Below are 16,560 nucleotides of genomic sequence, written 5' to 3'. Positions count from 1 at the left end.
GCACCTCGATATCGACATTATTTGTTATATTTACATAAAAATGTAAGACAAGAACATGTTTAACCCCAAAAATAGTAGCAACTGCTTATTTATTTAAGCGTATTGGCCAATAATTCGAAGATGTCGTCCATTTCTTCCATCTGAAGTCCTTTTAGACTAAAGTCACTGGGTGTCCGCTCGACTTCTTTTTTCTGCAAGCAATGTGTAATGATCGCCCGGAGATGTTTTTGATAGTCCTCACTCAGTTGATGAATGGACTCTTCTTTAAACTGCTCCTCGCTGTAAGTAAACGTGATGAGAAGCTCTCCACCTTCAATTCTTCCTGTAATATTCAAGGCGGTATAAATCTCCGAATCGGGACTCAGATTGTTCTTCCCATCCGCACCGAGCGTGTTGCCTGAACTATACGGAGATCGGCTAAACATTTCGTTGTTAAGGCCTGCGTCAAATTGACCCAAGTAGTTAAACGTCACTTCGGGTTGCAAGGAAAAGGACAAGGAATGCCGTTTTTCCGGTTCTGTCATATATTTTAAAATTTCATAGCCAATGCCTTTATTGGGGATCTTCCTCAGGTTTTCTTTCGTGCATTTGATATGGTCAGGTAAATGATTCATTTGACTCAAATCTAGTAAAACTGGATATTGGGAGGTAAACCATCCGATTGTTCTTGTCACGTTAGCGTGTTCGATCACATCCTCGCGCCCGTGCCCTTCCAGATTAATCACGATTTGGTCAAGCCCGCTCCACTCTGCAACGGCCAGCCCCAACGCTGCCAGTAACAAATCATTGATTTCTGTTTGATAAGCAGAATTTGCCTGCTTCAACAATTGTTCGGTTTCCTCTGCTAGCAATCCGACCTGTATGTTGCGGATACTCTTCTGTTTGCAGCCCACCGTTTCATAGTCCTTCGGAAGGGAAGCATTCCTAGCTCCTGATTCAAGATTCTCCCAATACGGGATTTCGCTCATCAACTCATCACTATTCGCATACTCGTTCAACCACACTGCCCAATTTTTAAAAGAATCCGTTTTTTCTGGGAGAACGATTTCTTTTCCTCCTAGTACCTGACTGTATGCAGTTGCTAGATCCTCAAACAGAATGCGCCAAGAGATTCCATCCATGACTAAATGATGGATGGCCAAAAACAAATGATCGCCTTGGAGCGTGTGGAACAAGGCTGCCTTCACCAACTGTCCCTCTTGTAAATTCATGCTGCCATGCAATCGTTTTGTCTCTTCTTCGATTGCTTGCTGGACATCCGAATGCGAGGTCAGATCATATTGAAGGAAATGGTATAATTCGCTATCCAACCCACGATTTTGTTGTACGATTCTCCCATTCTCGTTCCGATAGACCATGCGTAGTGCGTCATGATGTGAAAGAATTTTATCCAAGGCCTGTTGGATGGCTTCAGGATCAAATCCCTGTTCGCGATACAATACATACGATTGATTCCAATGGAACATATTCGTAAAGTTCTTTTCAAAGAACCATTGTTGAATGGGCGTTAAGGTAACAGGGCCTTCGATGATTCCCTGCTCGCTTCTCCTCGTCGTATTTTTAACATAGAGAGCAACCTGCGAAATCGTCGGGTAATTCAGCAAATCTTTCGTGTCTAGCTTTAGTTGATAGGCATGCAAACGAGCAGCGACCTGGATCGCTTGAATGGAATCCCCACCGAGTGAGTAAAAATTGTCGCGAATCCCAATTTTCTCAATTCCCAATACCTCTTGCCACACGGTTGCGAGAATCGATTCTGTCTGATTTCTGGGAGGTTCGTATGCAGGATTTGTCTCAGCAGCAACATCGGGTTCTGGCAATGCTTTGCGATCAATTTTGTCATTCGGCGTAAGCGGCATTTTATCCAGCTTCACGAAATACGAAGGGAGCATGTACGCAGGAAGCTTTTGAGCGGCAAATTCTCTGATCTGCGCAGGTGTTACTTCCTCTGGCGAAATAAAATAAGCGCACAAATAGGGTTGAGCGTGTTGGTCTTCTCTAGCGATTACCACTGCCTCTTTTATTTGTTCATGTTTCAGCAAAACGGACTCGATTTCTCCTAACTCAATCCGATGACCCCTGATTTTCACCTGATGGTCGATTCTGCCGAGAAACTCGATTTCTCCATTCGGCAACCATTTGGCCAGATCTCCTGTCCTGTACATCTTCTCTCCTGGTACGAACGGATTATCTACAAATTTTTCTGCGGTCAAATCCGGGCGATTCCAATATCCTCTGGCTAAGCCTACTCCACCTATGCATAATTCGCCTTCACTGCCAATTGGCTGTAATTGAAGCTCTTCATTGACAATATACGCGGACGTATTTTGAATCGGTTTGCCGATTGGGATCGTTTGGTTGACGAGCACATTGGAAGGTGCCTCCCAAATCGTCGCGCAAATGCTTGTTTCCGTAGGTCCGTATGCATTCACGTATCGGACTTTGTTTTTCCATCTATTTACTAAAGGGAAGTTGGCAGCAGAACCTGCCGTAATCATGATGCGAAGTGAAGTAATATGATCTGGGTTGAGGTGAGTCAAATATGTGGGTGGCAACGTGATGATGGTCAATTCATTTTCATTCAAATAGTTTTCAAAACTGATGAAATCATGAATCGTCTGTTTCGAAAGGACGTAGAGGCTGGCACCGGTTAGTAAAGCCATGAACATTTCCCATACCGATGCATCAAAAGACATGCTGGCAAACTGTCCAATCCTGTCTGCAGGTGTTACACCGAACGCATTTTGAAAGAATGATTGCAAATTAGCGATCCCTTTATGCTCCAGCATGGTTCCTTTCGGCTTGCCGGTTGTACCTGAAGTGTAGATGACATACGCCATGTCAGTAGGTTTGCTTGGCAAGTGAAGATTGGAATCTGCGCGAGAATCCAGCTGTTCTTCCTCAAGTACGACTACAGGTCCACGGTATCCGACGTCATAAACAAGTTGGCTGACTTTTTTCTGAGTGATGACGATTTTCGTTTGACTGTCTTGCAGGATATATTGAATCCGATCTCGGGGATATTCGATATCGATAGGAACATACGCTCCGCCAGCCTTGAGGATGGCAAGAATAGCTGTCACAGTTTCAATGGATTTCTCCATCATCACACCGACAATGCTATCTCTTGTAATCCCTTTTTCAATCAGGGCTCTTGCCAATTGGTTGGCTTTTCGGTTGAGCTCTTGGTAGGTCAAGCGCTCATTTTCATAAACGATGGCAACTCGGTGTGGCACAGCTTCTGCCTGTTCCTCGAACAACTGATGAATCGACTTATCCTGTGGATATTCAGCCTTTGTATCATTAAACAAGGCTACCTGTTCTTTTTCCCACTCCAAGTCGATAAGATTGGCCTGATTTGCTAACATATGTCCCCTCCGATAATTGGCAAACTTTTGTCTATCATGAAGTGTGACAATACAATGTGATGGCCAAACAAGTAAACGACACTACAAGGAAATGGTCTGCTAACTCTGAAGATGAAGCCTCAGTGACGAATGGCTCACATTGGAAATTCCTCATCAACACCATTTAATATAATGGGCAAATGTAACAAAATATGTGGGTTTTTGTATCTTTTTTGTAAGTATTACCCAATTTCATATTACTATGGTCATGAACCAATTTTCACCTACAAATTTTCCGCGATTTTACATTTTTTCACAATGGGAATAATTCCCTGTTTACTCAAAGCGGTTTTCAGGACAAAAGTCACCTTCCATATCTTGGTCAAAGCATGTGCACTGATACTCTAGCCTAATGGATTCAGGACATGATTCCCGACCATTTCGAACGGAAAAAATACATTACCTGAAAACAAATGTGCTGGCCTGCACACCTCCTTACAATCCAGCAGAATAACGTATTCATATGCACCTGTTCGAGAAACTGTTATTCATTATAACAGAGAGTGTTTTGGAAATCAGTTAAAAAATAGGGATTTTTTGTTAATTGTGTTACTTTTTACCCAAACCCTTCTTCAATCTCTACAAAAAAGGCTCACACTTTCTGGTTTCATTCGAAAGTGTGAGCCTTTTGATTTACGACTTCATTGTGGAATCGAAACGGTGGACACCTATTCTTTCAGGAAGATATTCTTGTCCTTCAGTCGCTTGTTCGTCGTGGTTCTGACAAGCGTATATACGACGGCAAAAGCAGGGATTCCAAGCAGCATTCCCATCAACCCGAACAATGCTCCCCCAACCAATAAGGCTGCGATCACCCATAAGCCATCCAATCCGATTGAATTCCCTACCACTCTTGGATAGATAAAATTACCTTCAATTTGCTGCAAGACAAGAATAAAGACAATGAACCAAATAGCCTTCACTGGATCGATCATTAAAATAATAAAGGCACTCGGAATCGTCCCGATATAAGCACCAAAAATCGGAATGATGCTCGTTACGCCAATGATCACACTCACAAGTAGTGCATACGGCATATTAAATGCCCACATCCCTACAAAACAAAGCCCGCCAAGAATGAGCGCCTCTGTTAGCTGGCCTGAGATAAAGCCACTAAATGCGCGGTTTGTGATTTGTCCAATTTCTACAGCTCGATCCGCCTTTGCTTTTGACGAATAGGCATAAACGAGTTTTTTCGCAATGAGCGTCAGCTTTTCCTTATAGAGGAGCAAATAGACGGACAACATCAGCCCCATGATGACATCGATAAAGCTAACGGTAAACATTTTCGTGTACGTCAGTAATACAGGGATGGAAGTCAGGAAAAAATGGCCTAACTTATTTACAATTTCATTCCACTTCTCCATAAGTGTATTCCATAAATCGCCGGACAAGTTAAACCTCTCTGCAAAACCATCAACGAAAGCCTTTAACGATTGCATGTCATTCGGAATACTTGCGGCAAGCATGGAAATACTCGTGAGAAGCTGAGGGACAATAAACCACATAAGAAATGTAAAAAATACCAGGACAGTCGCCAAAGTTAACAGGATCGAAAAAGGACGTCTTACTTTTGACCAGATTCGATTGTTACTGCGGTTAAGAGGCGAGAAAAGTCTTTCTTCATAAAATCTCATTAAAATGTTCAAGATGTAAGCAATGGCGATCCCATAAATCACAGGATCTAATAAGTCAAATATTTCATAGATAAATGACTTTACAGAAGGGAAATTCCAGACCACAGCAAACAGCAATACGGTGTAAGTCGCGATCATTATGTACTTCTTTATATCTCGCCAGTGTACTTTCTCCATCATTTTCTAGCTGACTCCTAACCTTTGTGAGTTCTAAGTTGAGCGGTTTGTTCATAAACTTGTTCATAAACTTTTCCATTACTATGTCCACTCAAAAGTATACTATGTTTTTCAACCGTCTGTTATCATTTTTCCACTTTCACTAAAACTTCCCTCGAACTTTCCATAATCCTATATCAAAAACACTGCTGAAAAAGATAACAGGCTACCGACTAAGGGCAGCCTGCCTATCTTTTATAGGGGGCCTGACTCCTCCTTTTTTACTTGGATGAGTTAGGCAGTACGCATCAATTCCCGATCGCGTTTTCCGTGTAGCCAGTGATAAAGCGGGATACTGAAAAGGATGAAGGCAACCATCCCGACGAAAATCGTACGATATCCCGTATGCGGTACGATAAATCCGAGCAGATAGGGCCCGATTCCTAATCCTAGATCGTACAAAATATAGTACGTAGAGGTTGCTAATCCAAAGCGATGCGGATCTGTCACCTTCACTGCTACGGTTTGGGCAATGGAGTTAAAGTTTCCGTAACCTACTCCAATCAATGCAGCAGATAGCAGCAGCATCCATGAAGTGGAGGCTTGACTGAATAAAAGCATCCCGACAGCAAATATCACCAGGCTGGGGTATGTCACGATGTTCGCCCCTCTTGCGTCCATTAGCTTTCCTGAGAATGGTCGAGAGAGGATAATGACAATGGCATACACCAGGAAGAAATAACTGGAAGCGGAGGTGAGATTAATTTCTTCCGCATAAAACGATAGAAATGACAAGACACCCGAATAGCTGAAGCCGATTAATAAGGCGATGAATGAAATCGGCAAGGCTTTCGGCTCGATGAATTTCGAAAGCAGAGAACCTTTTGTTTCCTCTTTCACACTTGAGGAAGGAAGCGGAACATTGATTTTTGCCATGGCATAAAACAGCAAACAAATCAGGGAAAACACAACATTCATCGTAAAGATCCAGGTGAAACCATTTTCAAGCCGTAATAAGATCATGCCGAGAAAAGGACCAATCGCGGTGGCTAAAATCGCACTTAAACTGTAATAGCCAATCCCCTCACCCTTGCGTGACGCTGGCAAGATTTGAGCAATAATGGTTCCTGTTGCTGTACTTGCAATACCAACGGCAATCCCTTGCAGCAATCGATTTACCAGTAGCAAACTGATATGGACAGCAAAAAAGTAAAGCAACGAGGTGACAGCAAAAAATGCTAACCCAATCCAAAGCGTTTTTTTCGTACCAATATGACTAATGGCTCTACCAGTGAGTAGGCGGCCAATCAAAGCACCAATGATAAAGATACTGGATACTAATCCGGCTGAACTGGTTGAAGCGTGAAATTCTGTTTTGGCATACGAAGCAATCGTAACCATGAGTAAGAAAAACATAAGTGTCAAAAGAAAATTGATGAAAGAAACAATAACGAACTCTTTCGTCCAAAGCCTATCCTTATTCACTGCTTACCCTCTTCTCTTTAGGTTCATGATTATTTTTTCTAGTACGGTGGCTGCTGCGTCTCTTTCTTCTGGTGAGATGCCCTCCAATATTTCTTCCAGGAACGGATCAGTCGCTTCCATAATCGTCTTATGTAGCGCTTCACCTTTCTCTGACAAATACATAATTTTTTGCCGTTTGTCTGATCCAGATGAGATCAAAATGATTTCACGCGCAGCTAATTTTTGCGCAATAGGTGTAATAGCCGGCTTCTCTACTTGCCAATAATCGGCGACGTCGCTAAAAGTAGCAGAACCGTTATTTTTCAGATAACGAATTAACGCCCATTGTGTGACGGATATACCGAATGGAAGTAACTCCTCTTGCAATTGGTTATTGTACATACGATGTGTGAATGCGACTTTTGAAAAGAACGGGTACATGTTAGCTCCTTTGTACTTTGTATTAGTTAATTAATTTAATTAATTATATCTCTTTTCTTGCTGTTTGAGAAGGTCTAAATCATGGTGGGTTACCTTGTGGCTTTTTCCGTGCACATTCGTCTAACCTATATCATCATTCAAAAGGAGAAAATCATGGTGGTAAAAAGGTTTTTCGCACTTTCCTTCTTATTCTTGCTTTTTTTAGTCCTTTATTTTCCAATACCTACACTTGCGAAGGAATCCTCCTTTCAAAATCTGTATTATGTTTTTAGCTGGGATGAGGCAGGCAATATCCGTATTACCGATCTGGCGAAAAATGAAATCCTCTCTTCTATTCAGTACCAAGCCGAATATGGCACTATCTATAATGCGATGACCCCTTCCCTTCCGAAAGGCTCCAATCAAATAACGTTGGATCAAAGTCCACCCTTTCAACCAGGTGCGGCCATCGAAATTCGCTCCGAATCGTTTGGCGGCAGAATGAATGCTCCGCTTGTCCATCAGGCAAAAGTAACTGCCGTCCGTGGAAATGATGTCTATTTCTCTCCTGCTACGACGAAAGTCATCGACCGGAACATTTTTATCAAACGGGGCAGTTACTGGGTTCGCAAATGGGATGATGTTAAGGTGGAACAACAGGAGACCGCTACTGGTAACACAATCATTGTCACAGGTCATACTCCGATTTCAGTGGTTTCAACACAATATGAATTGCAAAAAAATAGCCCTGCCATCGATGTCACCGTAAAAACCAGCTACAAGCAAGTGGCAAAGGTTTTTCGAGAGGCATTCGCCCTGCAATTCAAGCCAAAAGTAACAGAGGTATACCGCAAAAACCGGAAAGTGGACACACAATCATTCCAAGCATCTTACTGGCTGGATCACCAAGGTGCGAAATTCGGTCAAGGGAAGCAAGCAGCTTTTTTGTACCATGCTCCCAACGTGTCGTCACTTGAATTGAATACAACGCAAAAACAGCTGATCGTCAATCTGGATCACATGAACGATCACAGATACGTACAGCAAGGCTCTACGAATCAAGTCGGAAAAGTCCGCCACTCTTCTGAATATCGTGCAAACGATGAACGGACGAATTCATTCTCGTTGGTAGTTGGGTATCAACCGAAGCTCATGCCGCGATTTATGAGTCAGCCTTCTGGCTATTTGGCGACACATGTATGGACAGAGCATGCTGACGAGCAGACGCTGCAAACGAATCGGGCTGTTTATTTCGGTTCCGAGAAGATTACATCGTCAGCACAAGCGACAGGCGGTTTTGTCAAACACCGGATTCCAGTTACGAAAAGCGTATTTTACTCCAATCCGTATTTTCAAGCGAAATCACCTGTCAATATCGCCATTGCGCAAAGTCCTGAATTTTTGCAGTTTCTGGATGATCTGTATCGGAACGGTGATGATATTGGTCTGCACACCCTCTATCCTTACGAAATCAGGCACTATCAAAAAACGACGGAAGATGCGTTGCAAGTAATGAAAGATCACTTCCAAAGCAGGACCTGGATTGACCATGGGTATTTGAAGACCAGCTTTGCGTTTAACGGGCTCGACAACCAAACTGCGAATTACTTGGCGCATCAGTGGGGAAAATTTGGCACCTCGTATTTTTGGCACTACAGCTCAGAAGATATCGCCAATCCGAATAATGGCCTTGATCTGTACCAAACTCAGAAAGGCGACGCCCTGCGCACCCCTCTCTATTGGTCGCATCCGACAGTGACTGGTTCGTTTTTTTCATGGTCGGCTGCCACCATTCCGGAAGATACGCTGTATCTGTATCGGGAGCAAAATCTCCAGCAGCTCATTCAAAATCGTGGGGTTTTTATTAACCATACCTACTTGGCAAGAGTTCCGGCCAAAAAGCAAGGCGGGAAATTTGTCATTCGAGATGCCAAAGGGAACTGGATCATTCATCCCGATTTTGACCGCTTGTTGAAGCGGATGGGCGCGCTGCGGGATCAAGGCAGATTGCATTTGACGACGGTACGTGAAATCATGGATTATTGGCTCGGCCTCTCTCAAGTCAGAATGGAATATGCACCAAATGGCTCTGTTGTTCTACACAATGATGGCATGCGCAAGATTTCTGGTCTTTCCATGGCGACAAAAGCTTCAGAAGTCTATGTGAACGGGTTGAAGCCGTCGCAGAAGAAAGCGGATGGCGATCTTATTTTTTGGTTCGATCTGGAGCCGAATGCAGTTGCGGTTATTGCTGCGAACAAAATGGATAGTGTTGCACTCCCGTAATAAAAGGAAAATCAATGCTCACAAATACAAAAAGCTTCCCTTCATGTTTCCAGGGAAGCTTCTTATTCCTTTATCTATTGGGACAATTTTACCAAGCTGTAGTTTTTCTTGCCTTTGCGGATAATGATGAAGCGACCTCCGATAGCGAGACTTGGCGTTACTTCCAGTTCCAGATCGGTAACGCGCTCGCCATTCATGGAGATAGCGCCTTTTGTAATATCCTCACGTGCTTGACGCTTGGATGGCTCAATGCCGACCTCGACGAGCCAATCGACAATGTTCTTCGTTTCGAGGGTTGATTCGAACGTCGGCATTTCTTTGAAGCCTTGCTCGATCTCATCTGCCGACAGCGATTTAATATCACCAGTAAACAAAGCTGCTGTAATGCGCTTCGCCTGCTCCAGCAATTCCTCGCCGTGCACAAATCTCGTCATTTCCTCAGCCAGAGCTTTTTGAGCCTCGCGTTTATGTGGCTCAGTCAGTACTTTTTCAGCCAGCTCTTCAATTTGCTCTTTCGAGAGGAACGTAAAGTATTTCAAGTATTTCACAACATCGCGGTCATCCGTATTCGCCCAGAATTGGTAGAATTCGAATGGTGTTGTTTTGTTTGGATCAAGCCAGATGGCTCCTCCTGCTGTCTTCCCGAATTTCGTACCATCTGCCTTCAGCATCAGAGGAATGGTGAGACCGAATGCTTTCGCTTCTGGTCCTTCTTTTTTGCGGATCAGATCAAGACCGCTTGTGATGTTGCCCCATTGGTCGGAACCGCCGATTTGCAGTTGAACATCTTCATGTTTGTACAGATGCAGGTAATCCAGCGATTGCAGAATTTGATAGGAAAACTCCGTAAACGAGATGCCGCTTTCCAGTCTGCTCGACACAACATCCTTGGCAAGCATCGTATTGATGCTGAAGTTTTTACCGTAATCTCGCAAAAATTCAATGACATTGATTTTGTGTGTCCAGTCATAGTTGTTCACCAAACGGATTTGGTTGTCGCCTTCTGTTACGAACAGCTTCTTCATTTGTGCGGTGAGCGCTTCTACGTTCTCCTGAATTTGTTCCAGTGTTTGCAAAGAGCGCTCAGATTGACGTCCGCTCGGATCGCCGATCGTACCTGTTGCACCACCGATCAAAATGACCGGACGATGACCAGCGAGCTGGAAGCGTTTCAGTACCATGAAAGGAATCAAGTGACCGATATGCATGCTGTCACCTGTTGGATCAACACCACAATATAGCGAGACTGCTTTTTCATTCGTTAATTCTCGCAGCCCTTCTGCATCTGTTTGCTGATTGATGGCTTCGCGCCATTCGAGTTCGTCGATAATATTCACTGCCATACACTCCTTCAATCTCCTATGGTAAAAACAAAAAATCGCCCCTTGTCTATTGTAGACATAGGGACGATTGAATAACCGTGTTACCACCCATCTTGCACCAATGGAACCCAGCGTTAGCGCAGGCCATTCATGCCACTCGTAGCGAGTTATCGTTCGCGATTCCGCTCGGCATTACCCGAGATACTCCAGAGTGTAATTCGCTTGCTTATTGTGTACCGGGTTCCATCAACCCCCGGCTTTCTAGGACAGGGAATAAGCTGCTACTGGGCTCTTTCAACGTATGTTTCATATGAAATTAAAGTCAGTATATTGAATTCAAATAGCAATGTCAACCATGTTGCAATGATTCCGCTACGATCCCTTATTTTATTTTCGTGAGACCGTCGGAGGTGAGTTCATAAACAGTTGTTGCGACTTCATGTAAATACCTTCGATCATGCGAAATACTGATAATCACACCGTCAAAAGCCGTTAAGGCGCGGCACAGAACAGGAGTCGTCAACGGACTGAAGTGTCGGGTCGGTTCATCCAGTATCAATATTTCGCACTGATCCAAAATCATTTTCACTAGGAGCAATTTCGCTTTTTATCCCCCAGACAAGTTTTAATGGGTTGATGCATCTCCTCTTTTGTCAATTTCATACTGTCTAAATGTGTATACGCTTTTGTAATCGCATCTTTCATTCCTGTTGTTTCCAAGTATTCAAGCGTGTTTTTGTCGAAGCCAGCCGGTCTTCATAGTTTTGGGGCATGTACCCGATCTGTAAGGACGAGTGCTGGACTAGCTCATCCATGATCTTTTTCAACAACGTTGTTTTTCCGATCCCATTTTCCCCAATAATCACGACTTTTTCCGGCCCCTTGATCGATAGATGAATCTGTTTCGATAGCTGTTTGTTCGTTATTTGCAGTACTTCCAATGAAAAGTCGAGGATTTGTTTACTGCCAGGCACATGTACCGCAGAATCAAATCGGGTTTCTTTGCCAACAGACTTAAAAAACGGTATTTAAACGCTCACCACCGGATAGAACACCCATCTTTTTATCTGAATCCAATTCATGAATACCGAGATCATCCATCGCTGTCACAAGTTCTTTGCTCCAATGATTTTCGGCAAAAAAGTCGGCGATGGTCATTTGTTTTTCTTCGTTAGATAGCTCCTGTGCAAGAAAACCCATGCCATATTCGTTTCTCGTCGTTTACTCTTTGTTCATCTGTATTACCCCCTTTTTTGACAACAAAAAAAGATGCTTCTGTCCAATAAACAGAAGCATCTTGCTCTCGTACTAGAAATCGCTATATGAAAAATAGACCATACAGGGATTCAGGATATACATTTACGGGTGAATTTGGCTTCTTGTTTATTTATGATAGGATTGGCTTTTCCAATAAATAAACAGTTGCGCAAATGATTCACCCTCCGTTCCACATAGTTGCCTTCAATATAGCATGGCCTTCTACATAATGTAAATGAAGCAGCTATTCGACCAAGGCCAGCACTTGTGCAAGCTTGTCTTTGAGGGGGGCAGATTCCTTTTTTACCGCCTGTGCGAGCTTCTTATTCCCTCCAAAAAGACGATAAATAACAGTTTCCCGATGGTAATCTTCCATTGCTGCAAGCTCCTCTATGAGTGCATCCACCAGTTCGGTACGATCGAGGGTGATATTTTTCAAAGGCTTCGCCGAGTCGCTACTGCCAAGCACCAGTGAGACGAGTACCGGCATATTCTCTGCGGTTATACCATGCGCCTCCATAAAAGCCATGGCAAAATCGTCCTGGGCAGACTGATGCTCCGTGTCGACCAGCTCCATATAGCGACAAAAGAGTGGAAAATATTCGTTGCTAGACAAGCCGAGAGCCAATACCGCATAGGTACCAGGCATGACGGATTTCTCACTAGGCTCTACATCCCCGTACCACGCAAACTCCTCCATCGCAAGCTCGGCATATTCTGCGATTTTCGGGTATAAGCCAGGATATCGGGACGCATTGCCAAAAAACTGGTGGAGACCTGACTTCGCCAGCTTTTTTACTGGCAGGTAGTGCTTTTCGCTGCTTTTCAGCTTGAGCTTGTACCCTTTGGGAAAGCCTTCACGCAAAAGGCCGTTGATAAAATCGATGGCTTCACCGTAGGCCGCTTCTTCCTCAGATACAATCCGGATGTCGATCGCTTGCAAAACATCATTGGCATTTGCTTGAATCAGACTGCTTTTATACTCGTTTTCAAAGCGACCACTGCCCCGTTTTACGTAGTCCGCAGCCTGCTTGGAGCCAAGCTGAACAGCGAGGTCCAGGAACTTCTTGCGGGTGTCCGGCTCCTTGTTACCTATTGCGAGAGCGACGTACAGGAAAAAGTCCAGCTCCTCCGTTTTCAGTTCCTGACGTTCCTGCTCAGGTTTCAAAGCCCAATCCATTCCATAATGCCCGGTACGATCGAAAAATTTGACTAAAAAACGCTCATTCGCCCAGCCTTTTAAAGCCAAAGTAGAGTGGTATGTCCACGAATCACTGCGTTCTTTATTGGAGCGCAGCTTTTCACTAAGACGCTGGATGAGCGGTTCGATTACCTCTTGCTTCTGTTCCATCAGATCGGGATTGACGAGACAATGGGCGAAGAAAAAATCGTCTCTTTCTTTCGGACGTACAGGAAGCTCCGCTTTCATTTTTGTCTCGATAAATTGATCCAGTGCTTGTTTTAGACTCTCGCGTTTTCGCTCGTTTATGAAATGGCGAGCATGGCATTGCACCGATTGTTTCCACTCGAATTCGAAAACAAGCTCGAAGTGGTAATTAAAAAAGTGAGAATCATAGTCGGTGGAATGGAACAGGGATTCCATTCGATCACACAGTGCTGGGAAAAACTCATTCATGAGCATTTCCTCTGTAAGCTCCTCAATATAAGAGCCCGCCTCGTATTTGTACGAGTCGTCACTCCAACTGAAAGGTTCGTGGACATCCACGTGGATTTTGCCATTGGCCCAATTAGGTTTTCCTTTTCTCCACGCCACTCTCAGGTAGTCTTTGACCCCCGCCTGCAGAAGACTCCAGTCTTTGATCTCTTTGATCCGCTGGTTCTCTTTTTGGTAAATTTCTTGGATGGAAGTCCATACTTCGTTTAGAAATGCTTCTGCTGCCTGATGCATTGACTGACTCTCCTCCTCGCCAAAAACAGCGCTGTCGCCTTAACCGATGACCTTGACGACATTGCCCTCGCTATCGGTAATATTGGTTTTCACAATGTTGATGGCAATTCCTTTCAGGGAAGGGATCTCAAAGCTGCTTTCCTTTGGAAGCAACTGCTTGGTTAGCGCAATCGTTGTCGCATCATCGAGGACAAAGCGAATGACATCCTCCCCTGGATTACATTCAGGCTTCTTTCCTGCCTCAAATACAACACGGACATCAGGTCCCACGAGGCTCAGGCTTTCTCCTTTTCGTATACGTCCACGGAGAATTTTTCCGATGACTTCCGCTTGCTTAGCTCCCAACCTCAAGGTCGAAGGCGTTTTTTTCAATAAGCCCTTTTTACCCGGCTCCCAGCCAAGCTGGCTCACAAACAAATAGGCAGTGTTGGAGCCTTCTTGTTCCATGCCTTTTTGCACAGCATCAGAAACGGTAGAGTTGCGAAGGAGTGAATCCCGCTCGAGATCGGTTATGTAGAAAGGCATGTACGGCAAGCCAGATTCGAGTACGCCACGTGTATTCCAAGCCATCATCGCATCTAGTTCATCACCAGTGATCCCGACCATTTGCAAGAATTGCACTCGACCATTCGGCGTATCGATTTCGGCAAGCTGTGGGTCCGTGACAAAAGCGAGCGCAGTCAGTTGGGTATCAGAGCCCAAGCATATCGGACCGTTTGCATCCAAATGATCACCTGCATGAAAAACATTGCCCGTGTTGAATACGTAACGCCCCATATTTTGAAGCAGATTCAGCGCCCAGGCAGGCGGTTCTTCCTCGTCGTCCTTTCGCGCCAATCGAAACGTCAATTCAAATCCAAAACCGCTTTCCTCTTCATTCTCGGATTCCTTTTCATACAGCTCAGTAAATCCATAGGTCACAAAATGCCAATGCGGGTAAGGCTCGTCTGATTTGTAGGCGCTTATTCCATCCAATGGATCGTGACCACCCAGCGCATACGAGATGAGCGTCCCGTAATGCTTAGGCTCCTGCTCTCCATAAATCTTTCTCATCTCCTGATCAATGGCATCCCAGCCCGCTGACATCATTTCTTCGTTCATTTCTTCGCTCATCTCTCTTACCTCCTATGTAATGACAGTCTTAACAATAGCCAAAATGAATTTTGGATACTCTATTAGACGGTCAATACCATTTAGCAAATTACATCGTTCTCATTCCCTTCTATTCAAAAGTCTTTAATGAGCCTGTGCTATCCCATTCGGAACGACTGGCTTCGATAACCAGTGCTGGTCGGTTTGCACATGATTTTTGCGTACAAACTTGGCGACAGATTGTTTAAAATCTTCGTATGGAAACCTCTCCGTTACTCGTACCACGTACCCCTCTTGTTCACCGCCGAAGAAAGATTGTTTGGTGTAGCAACTTTTTACGGTCTCTTCCTTCCAAATCCCTCTGTATAAGACAGGCGCTGTCTCCAAGCCAAGTAGTTCGGCCCATTCTACCGTTTCATCCCACGACAAGCATTCGTTTTTTTCATTCCAGATCGAGAACACGTAGAAATAGCTTGTTAGGTGTTCGTAATAGATGGAGTGCAGTGCATATACATTTTCCCCGCAAATTCTCCAGCCTTCCGGGATATGAAACGAAATCATCCCGTGCAGCATCTTTACCCAATGTCTAGATGCATGATCTTTGCTATCGAGTGACCTTGCATGGATATGATTTCGGTACAGCGTAGTATTTTCGCCATCCAGCTTTTCTGTCACGACTACTTCTTTTCCCTCGAAATGACAAACCGTTCGCAAAATTTTATCATCGTCGGTTCTAGTTCTTGACCAGGGTAAGTGAAAGGTTCTCGGGTATTTTTTCAGCATCATTATTCACCTCCTCATTTGGCATAGGCATCCCCTTCCTTGAAGAAGTACAGCTTCCATAGGTACTCATCGCCTAGCAAATGATAAATCTCGGAAATATCTTGCTGCGTTCCGTAGTTAATCTTCATGTGCATTTGAATCAGGTTGACGACTTCGAAAATAAAATCATCGTTGAATCCTAATTCTTTTAAGAAATGGCAAGCAATTTGTGCGGAAACATGCTCATGTCCGAAGTAGGAGTAATGGCCTTTCATCGGCTTGTAGGTTTTGCAAAATGGTTTTCCTGTATCGTGAAACAGGGCGACCACTTGCATGAGAAATTTGTCTTCTTCCGTGTAAAAGGTGTTTACATAATCGAAAACATGATAGGTATGCTTGCACAAAGGGTACTGATGATAAGGGTTTTCTTGATTAAATTGATACATCTCTTTGAAAATTGGTATGGCATTCAACCTGTCGAACAGCTCTTCATAGGAGGGTTCGTTTTGAAGCAATTGAACGAACTCTTCTTTTGCAATGGCATAAGGCACTGGTTCGTGCAAGAGATGAATGTGATCCCAGCCTTCATTCTTGATGGGAAAATGGAAGTTCTTCCGCATCTTCGCCAAGATGTATTCGTCTACGGTTCTCTTTCGGGATCGATTGCGCTCCAGGCAAACGGAATAGGGAACGTCGAAGTAATAGCATTCCTTTTGGACATCGGGAAATTTGGCAAGGACTTTCATTCTTTTCTCTCTGTCAATATTGGTCGCGTCTAAGATGACATTCTTTCCATTCGCCAGCTCCGTTGCGATTTTCGAATAGACCTCAAAAAATACTTGCGCAGA

At 44.1% G+C, this 16,560-nt stretch carries 13 protein-coding genes and 1 other annotated feature; of the genes, 1 reads left to right on the top strand and 12 read right to left on the bottom strand.

Translation table 11 applies throughout. The features are described from left to right. Positions 1-89 precede the first annotated feature (89 nt). The 4 genes from tycA to HP568_RS21180 form a co-directional block, all read right to left on the bottom strand. Positions 90-3,368: a tyrocidine non-ribosomal peptide synthetase TycA gene (gene tycA / locus HP568_RS21195; RefSeq protein ID WP_173630147.1), complete on the bottom strand. Its 3,279-nt coding sequence runs from the start codon at positions 3,366-3,368 to the stop codon at positions 90-92. 707 nt (positions 3,369-4,075) lie between these two features. After that, complete coding sequence (locus HP568_RS21190) at positions 4,076-5,224, bottom strand: AI-2E family transporter (RefSeq protein ID WP_173630146.1); 1,149 nt, start codon at positions 5,222-5,224, stop codon at positions 4,076-4,078. 270 nt (positions 5,225-5,494) lie between these two features. Continuing rightward, a complete protein-coding gene (locus HP568_RS21185; RefSeq protein ID WP_048032939.1) occupies positions 5,495-6,685 on the bottom strand; it encodes an MFS transporter in 1,191 nt (396 codons plus the stop codon). A gap of 3 nt (positions 6,686-6,688) precedes the next feature. Then, positions 6,689-7,105 (bottom strand): MarR family winged helix-turn-helix transcriptional regulator, encoded by a 417-nt coding sequence (locus HP568_RS21180; RefSeq protein ID WP_048032938.1) that lies wholly within the window; start codon positions 7,103-7,105, stop codon positions 6,689-6,691. 81 nt (positions 7,106-7,186) lie between these two features. On the opposite strand from HP568_RS21180, the gene HP568_RS21175 reads away from it, so the two are divergent. Continuing rightward, positions 7,187-9,370 (top strand): hypothetical protein, encoded by a 2,184-nt coding sequence (locus HP568_RS21175; RefSeq protein ID WP_254551391.1) that lies wholly within the window; start codon positions 7,187-7,189, stop codon positions 9,368-9,370. 74 nt (positions 9,371-9,444) lie between these two features. Here the strand turns inward: HP568_RS21175 and tyrS are convergent, their stop codons facing one another. The 8 genes from tyrS to HP568_RS21145 form a co-directional block, all read right to left on the bottom strand. Beyond that, on the bottom strand, positions 9,445-10,713 hold the full coding sequence (gene tyrS / locus HP568_RS21170; protein WP_217366704.1) for a tyrosine--tRNA ligase: 1,269 nt from the start codon (positions 10,711-10,713) through the stop codon (positions 9,445-9,447). Positions 10,714-10,769: 56 nt separating this feature from the next. After that, positions 10,770-10,999, bottom strand: a binding site (T-box leader). A gap of 75 nt (positions 11,000-11,074) precedes the next feature. Beyond that, positions 11,075-11,281, bottom strand: a complete 207-nt coding sequence (locus HP568_RS29875; RefSeq protein WP_254551389.1) for a P-loop NTPase family protein — start codon at positions 11,279-11,281, stop codon at positions 11,075-11,077. Between the two features lie 112 nt (positions 11,282-11,393). Next, the gene (locus HP568_RS29870) at positions 11,394-11,666 is read right to left on the bottom strand and encodes an ATP-binding cassette domain-containing protein (protein WP_309142233.1); all 273 of its coding nucleotides are present in this window, start codon (positions 11,664-11,666) and stop codon (positions 11,394-11,396) included. Between the two features lie 40 nt (positions 11,667-11,706). Beyond that, entirely contained in the window at positions 11,707-11,892 is a 186-nt protein-coding gene (locus HP568_RS29865) for a P-loop NTPase family protein (RefSeq protein WP_254551387.1), read from the bottom strand. 301 nt (positions 11,893-12,193) lie between these two features. Beyond that, a complete protein-coding gene (locus HP568_RS21160) occupies positions 12,194-13,858 on the bottom strand; it encodes a DUF6138 family protein (RefSeq protein WP_173630145.1) in 1,665 nt (554 codons plus the stop codon). Between the two features lie 39 nt (positions 13,859-13,897). After that, a complete protein-coding gene (locus HP568_RS21155) occupies positions 13,898-14,959 on the bottom strand; it encodes a suppressor of fused domain protein (protein ID WP_173630173.1) in 1,062 nt (353 codons plus the stop codon). A gap of 135 nt (positions 14,960-15,094) precedes the next feature. Then, the gene (locus HP568_RS21150; protein WP_048032934.1) at positions 15,095-15,733 is read right to left on the bottom strand and encodes an RNA ligase family protein; all 639 of its coding nucleotides are present in this window, start codon (positions 15,731-15,733) and stop codon (positions 15,095-15,097) included. A 14-nt stretch (positions 15,734-15,747) separates the two neighbouring features. Further along, on the bottom strand, positions 15,748-16,560 hold an 813-nt coding region (locus HP568_RS21145; RefSeq protein ID WP_173630144.1), incomplete at its 5' end, for an AAA family ATPase.

Origin of the sequence: Brevibacillus sp. MS2.2, from assembly GCF_013284345.1 — a bacterium.
Lineage (GTDB): Bacteria > Bacillota > Bacilli > Brevibacillales > Brevibacillaceae > Brevibacillus > Brevibacillus brevis_C.
Note: the sequence above shows the minus strand (reverse complement) of the source record. Positions and strands in the feature narration are given on the sequence as shown.

Bases quoted from the DNA above. Each gene is read 5' to 3' on its own strand.
- HP568_RS21180 (WP_048032938.1), bottom strand. From the start codon at position 7,105: ATGTACCCGTTCTTTTCAAAAGTCGCATTCACACATCGTATGTACAAT.
- HP568_RS29865 (WP_254551387.1), bottom strand. From the start codon at position 11,892: ATGGGTTTTCTTGCACAGGAGCTATCTAACGAAGAAAAACAAATGACC.
- HP568_RS21150 (WP_048032934.1), bottom strand. From the start codon at position 15,733: ATGCTGAAAAAATACCCGAGAACCTTTCACTTACCCTGGTCAAGAACT.
- tyrS (WP_217366704.1), bottom strand. From the start codon at position 10,713: ATGGCAGTGAATATTATCGACGAACTCGAATGGCGCGAAGCCATCAAT.
- HP568_RS21160 (WP_173630145.1), bottom strand. From the start codon at position 13,858: ATGCATCAGGCAGCAGAAGCATTTCTAAACGAAGTATGGACTTCCATC.
- HP568_RS21175 (WP_254551391.1), top strand. From the start codon at position 7,187: ATGGTGGGTTACCTTGTGGCTTTTTCCGTGCACATTCGTCTAACCTAT.
- tycA (WP_173630147.1), bottom strand. From the start codon at position 3,368: ATGTTAGCAAATCAGGCCAATCTTATCGACTTGGAGTGGGAAAAAGAA.
- HP568_RS21190 (WP_173630146.1), bottom strand. From the start codon at position 5,224: ATGATGGAGAAAGTACACTGGCGAGATATAAAGAAGTACATAATGATC.
- HP568_RS21155 (WP_173630173.1), bottom strand. From the start codon at position 14,959: ATGAACGAAGAAATGATGTCAGCGGGCTGGGATGCCATTGATCAGGAG.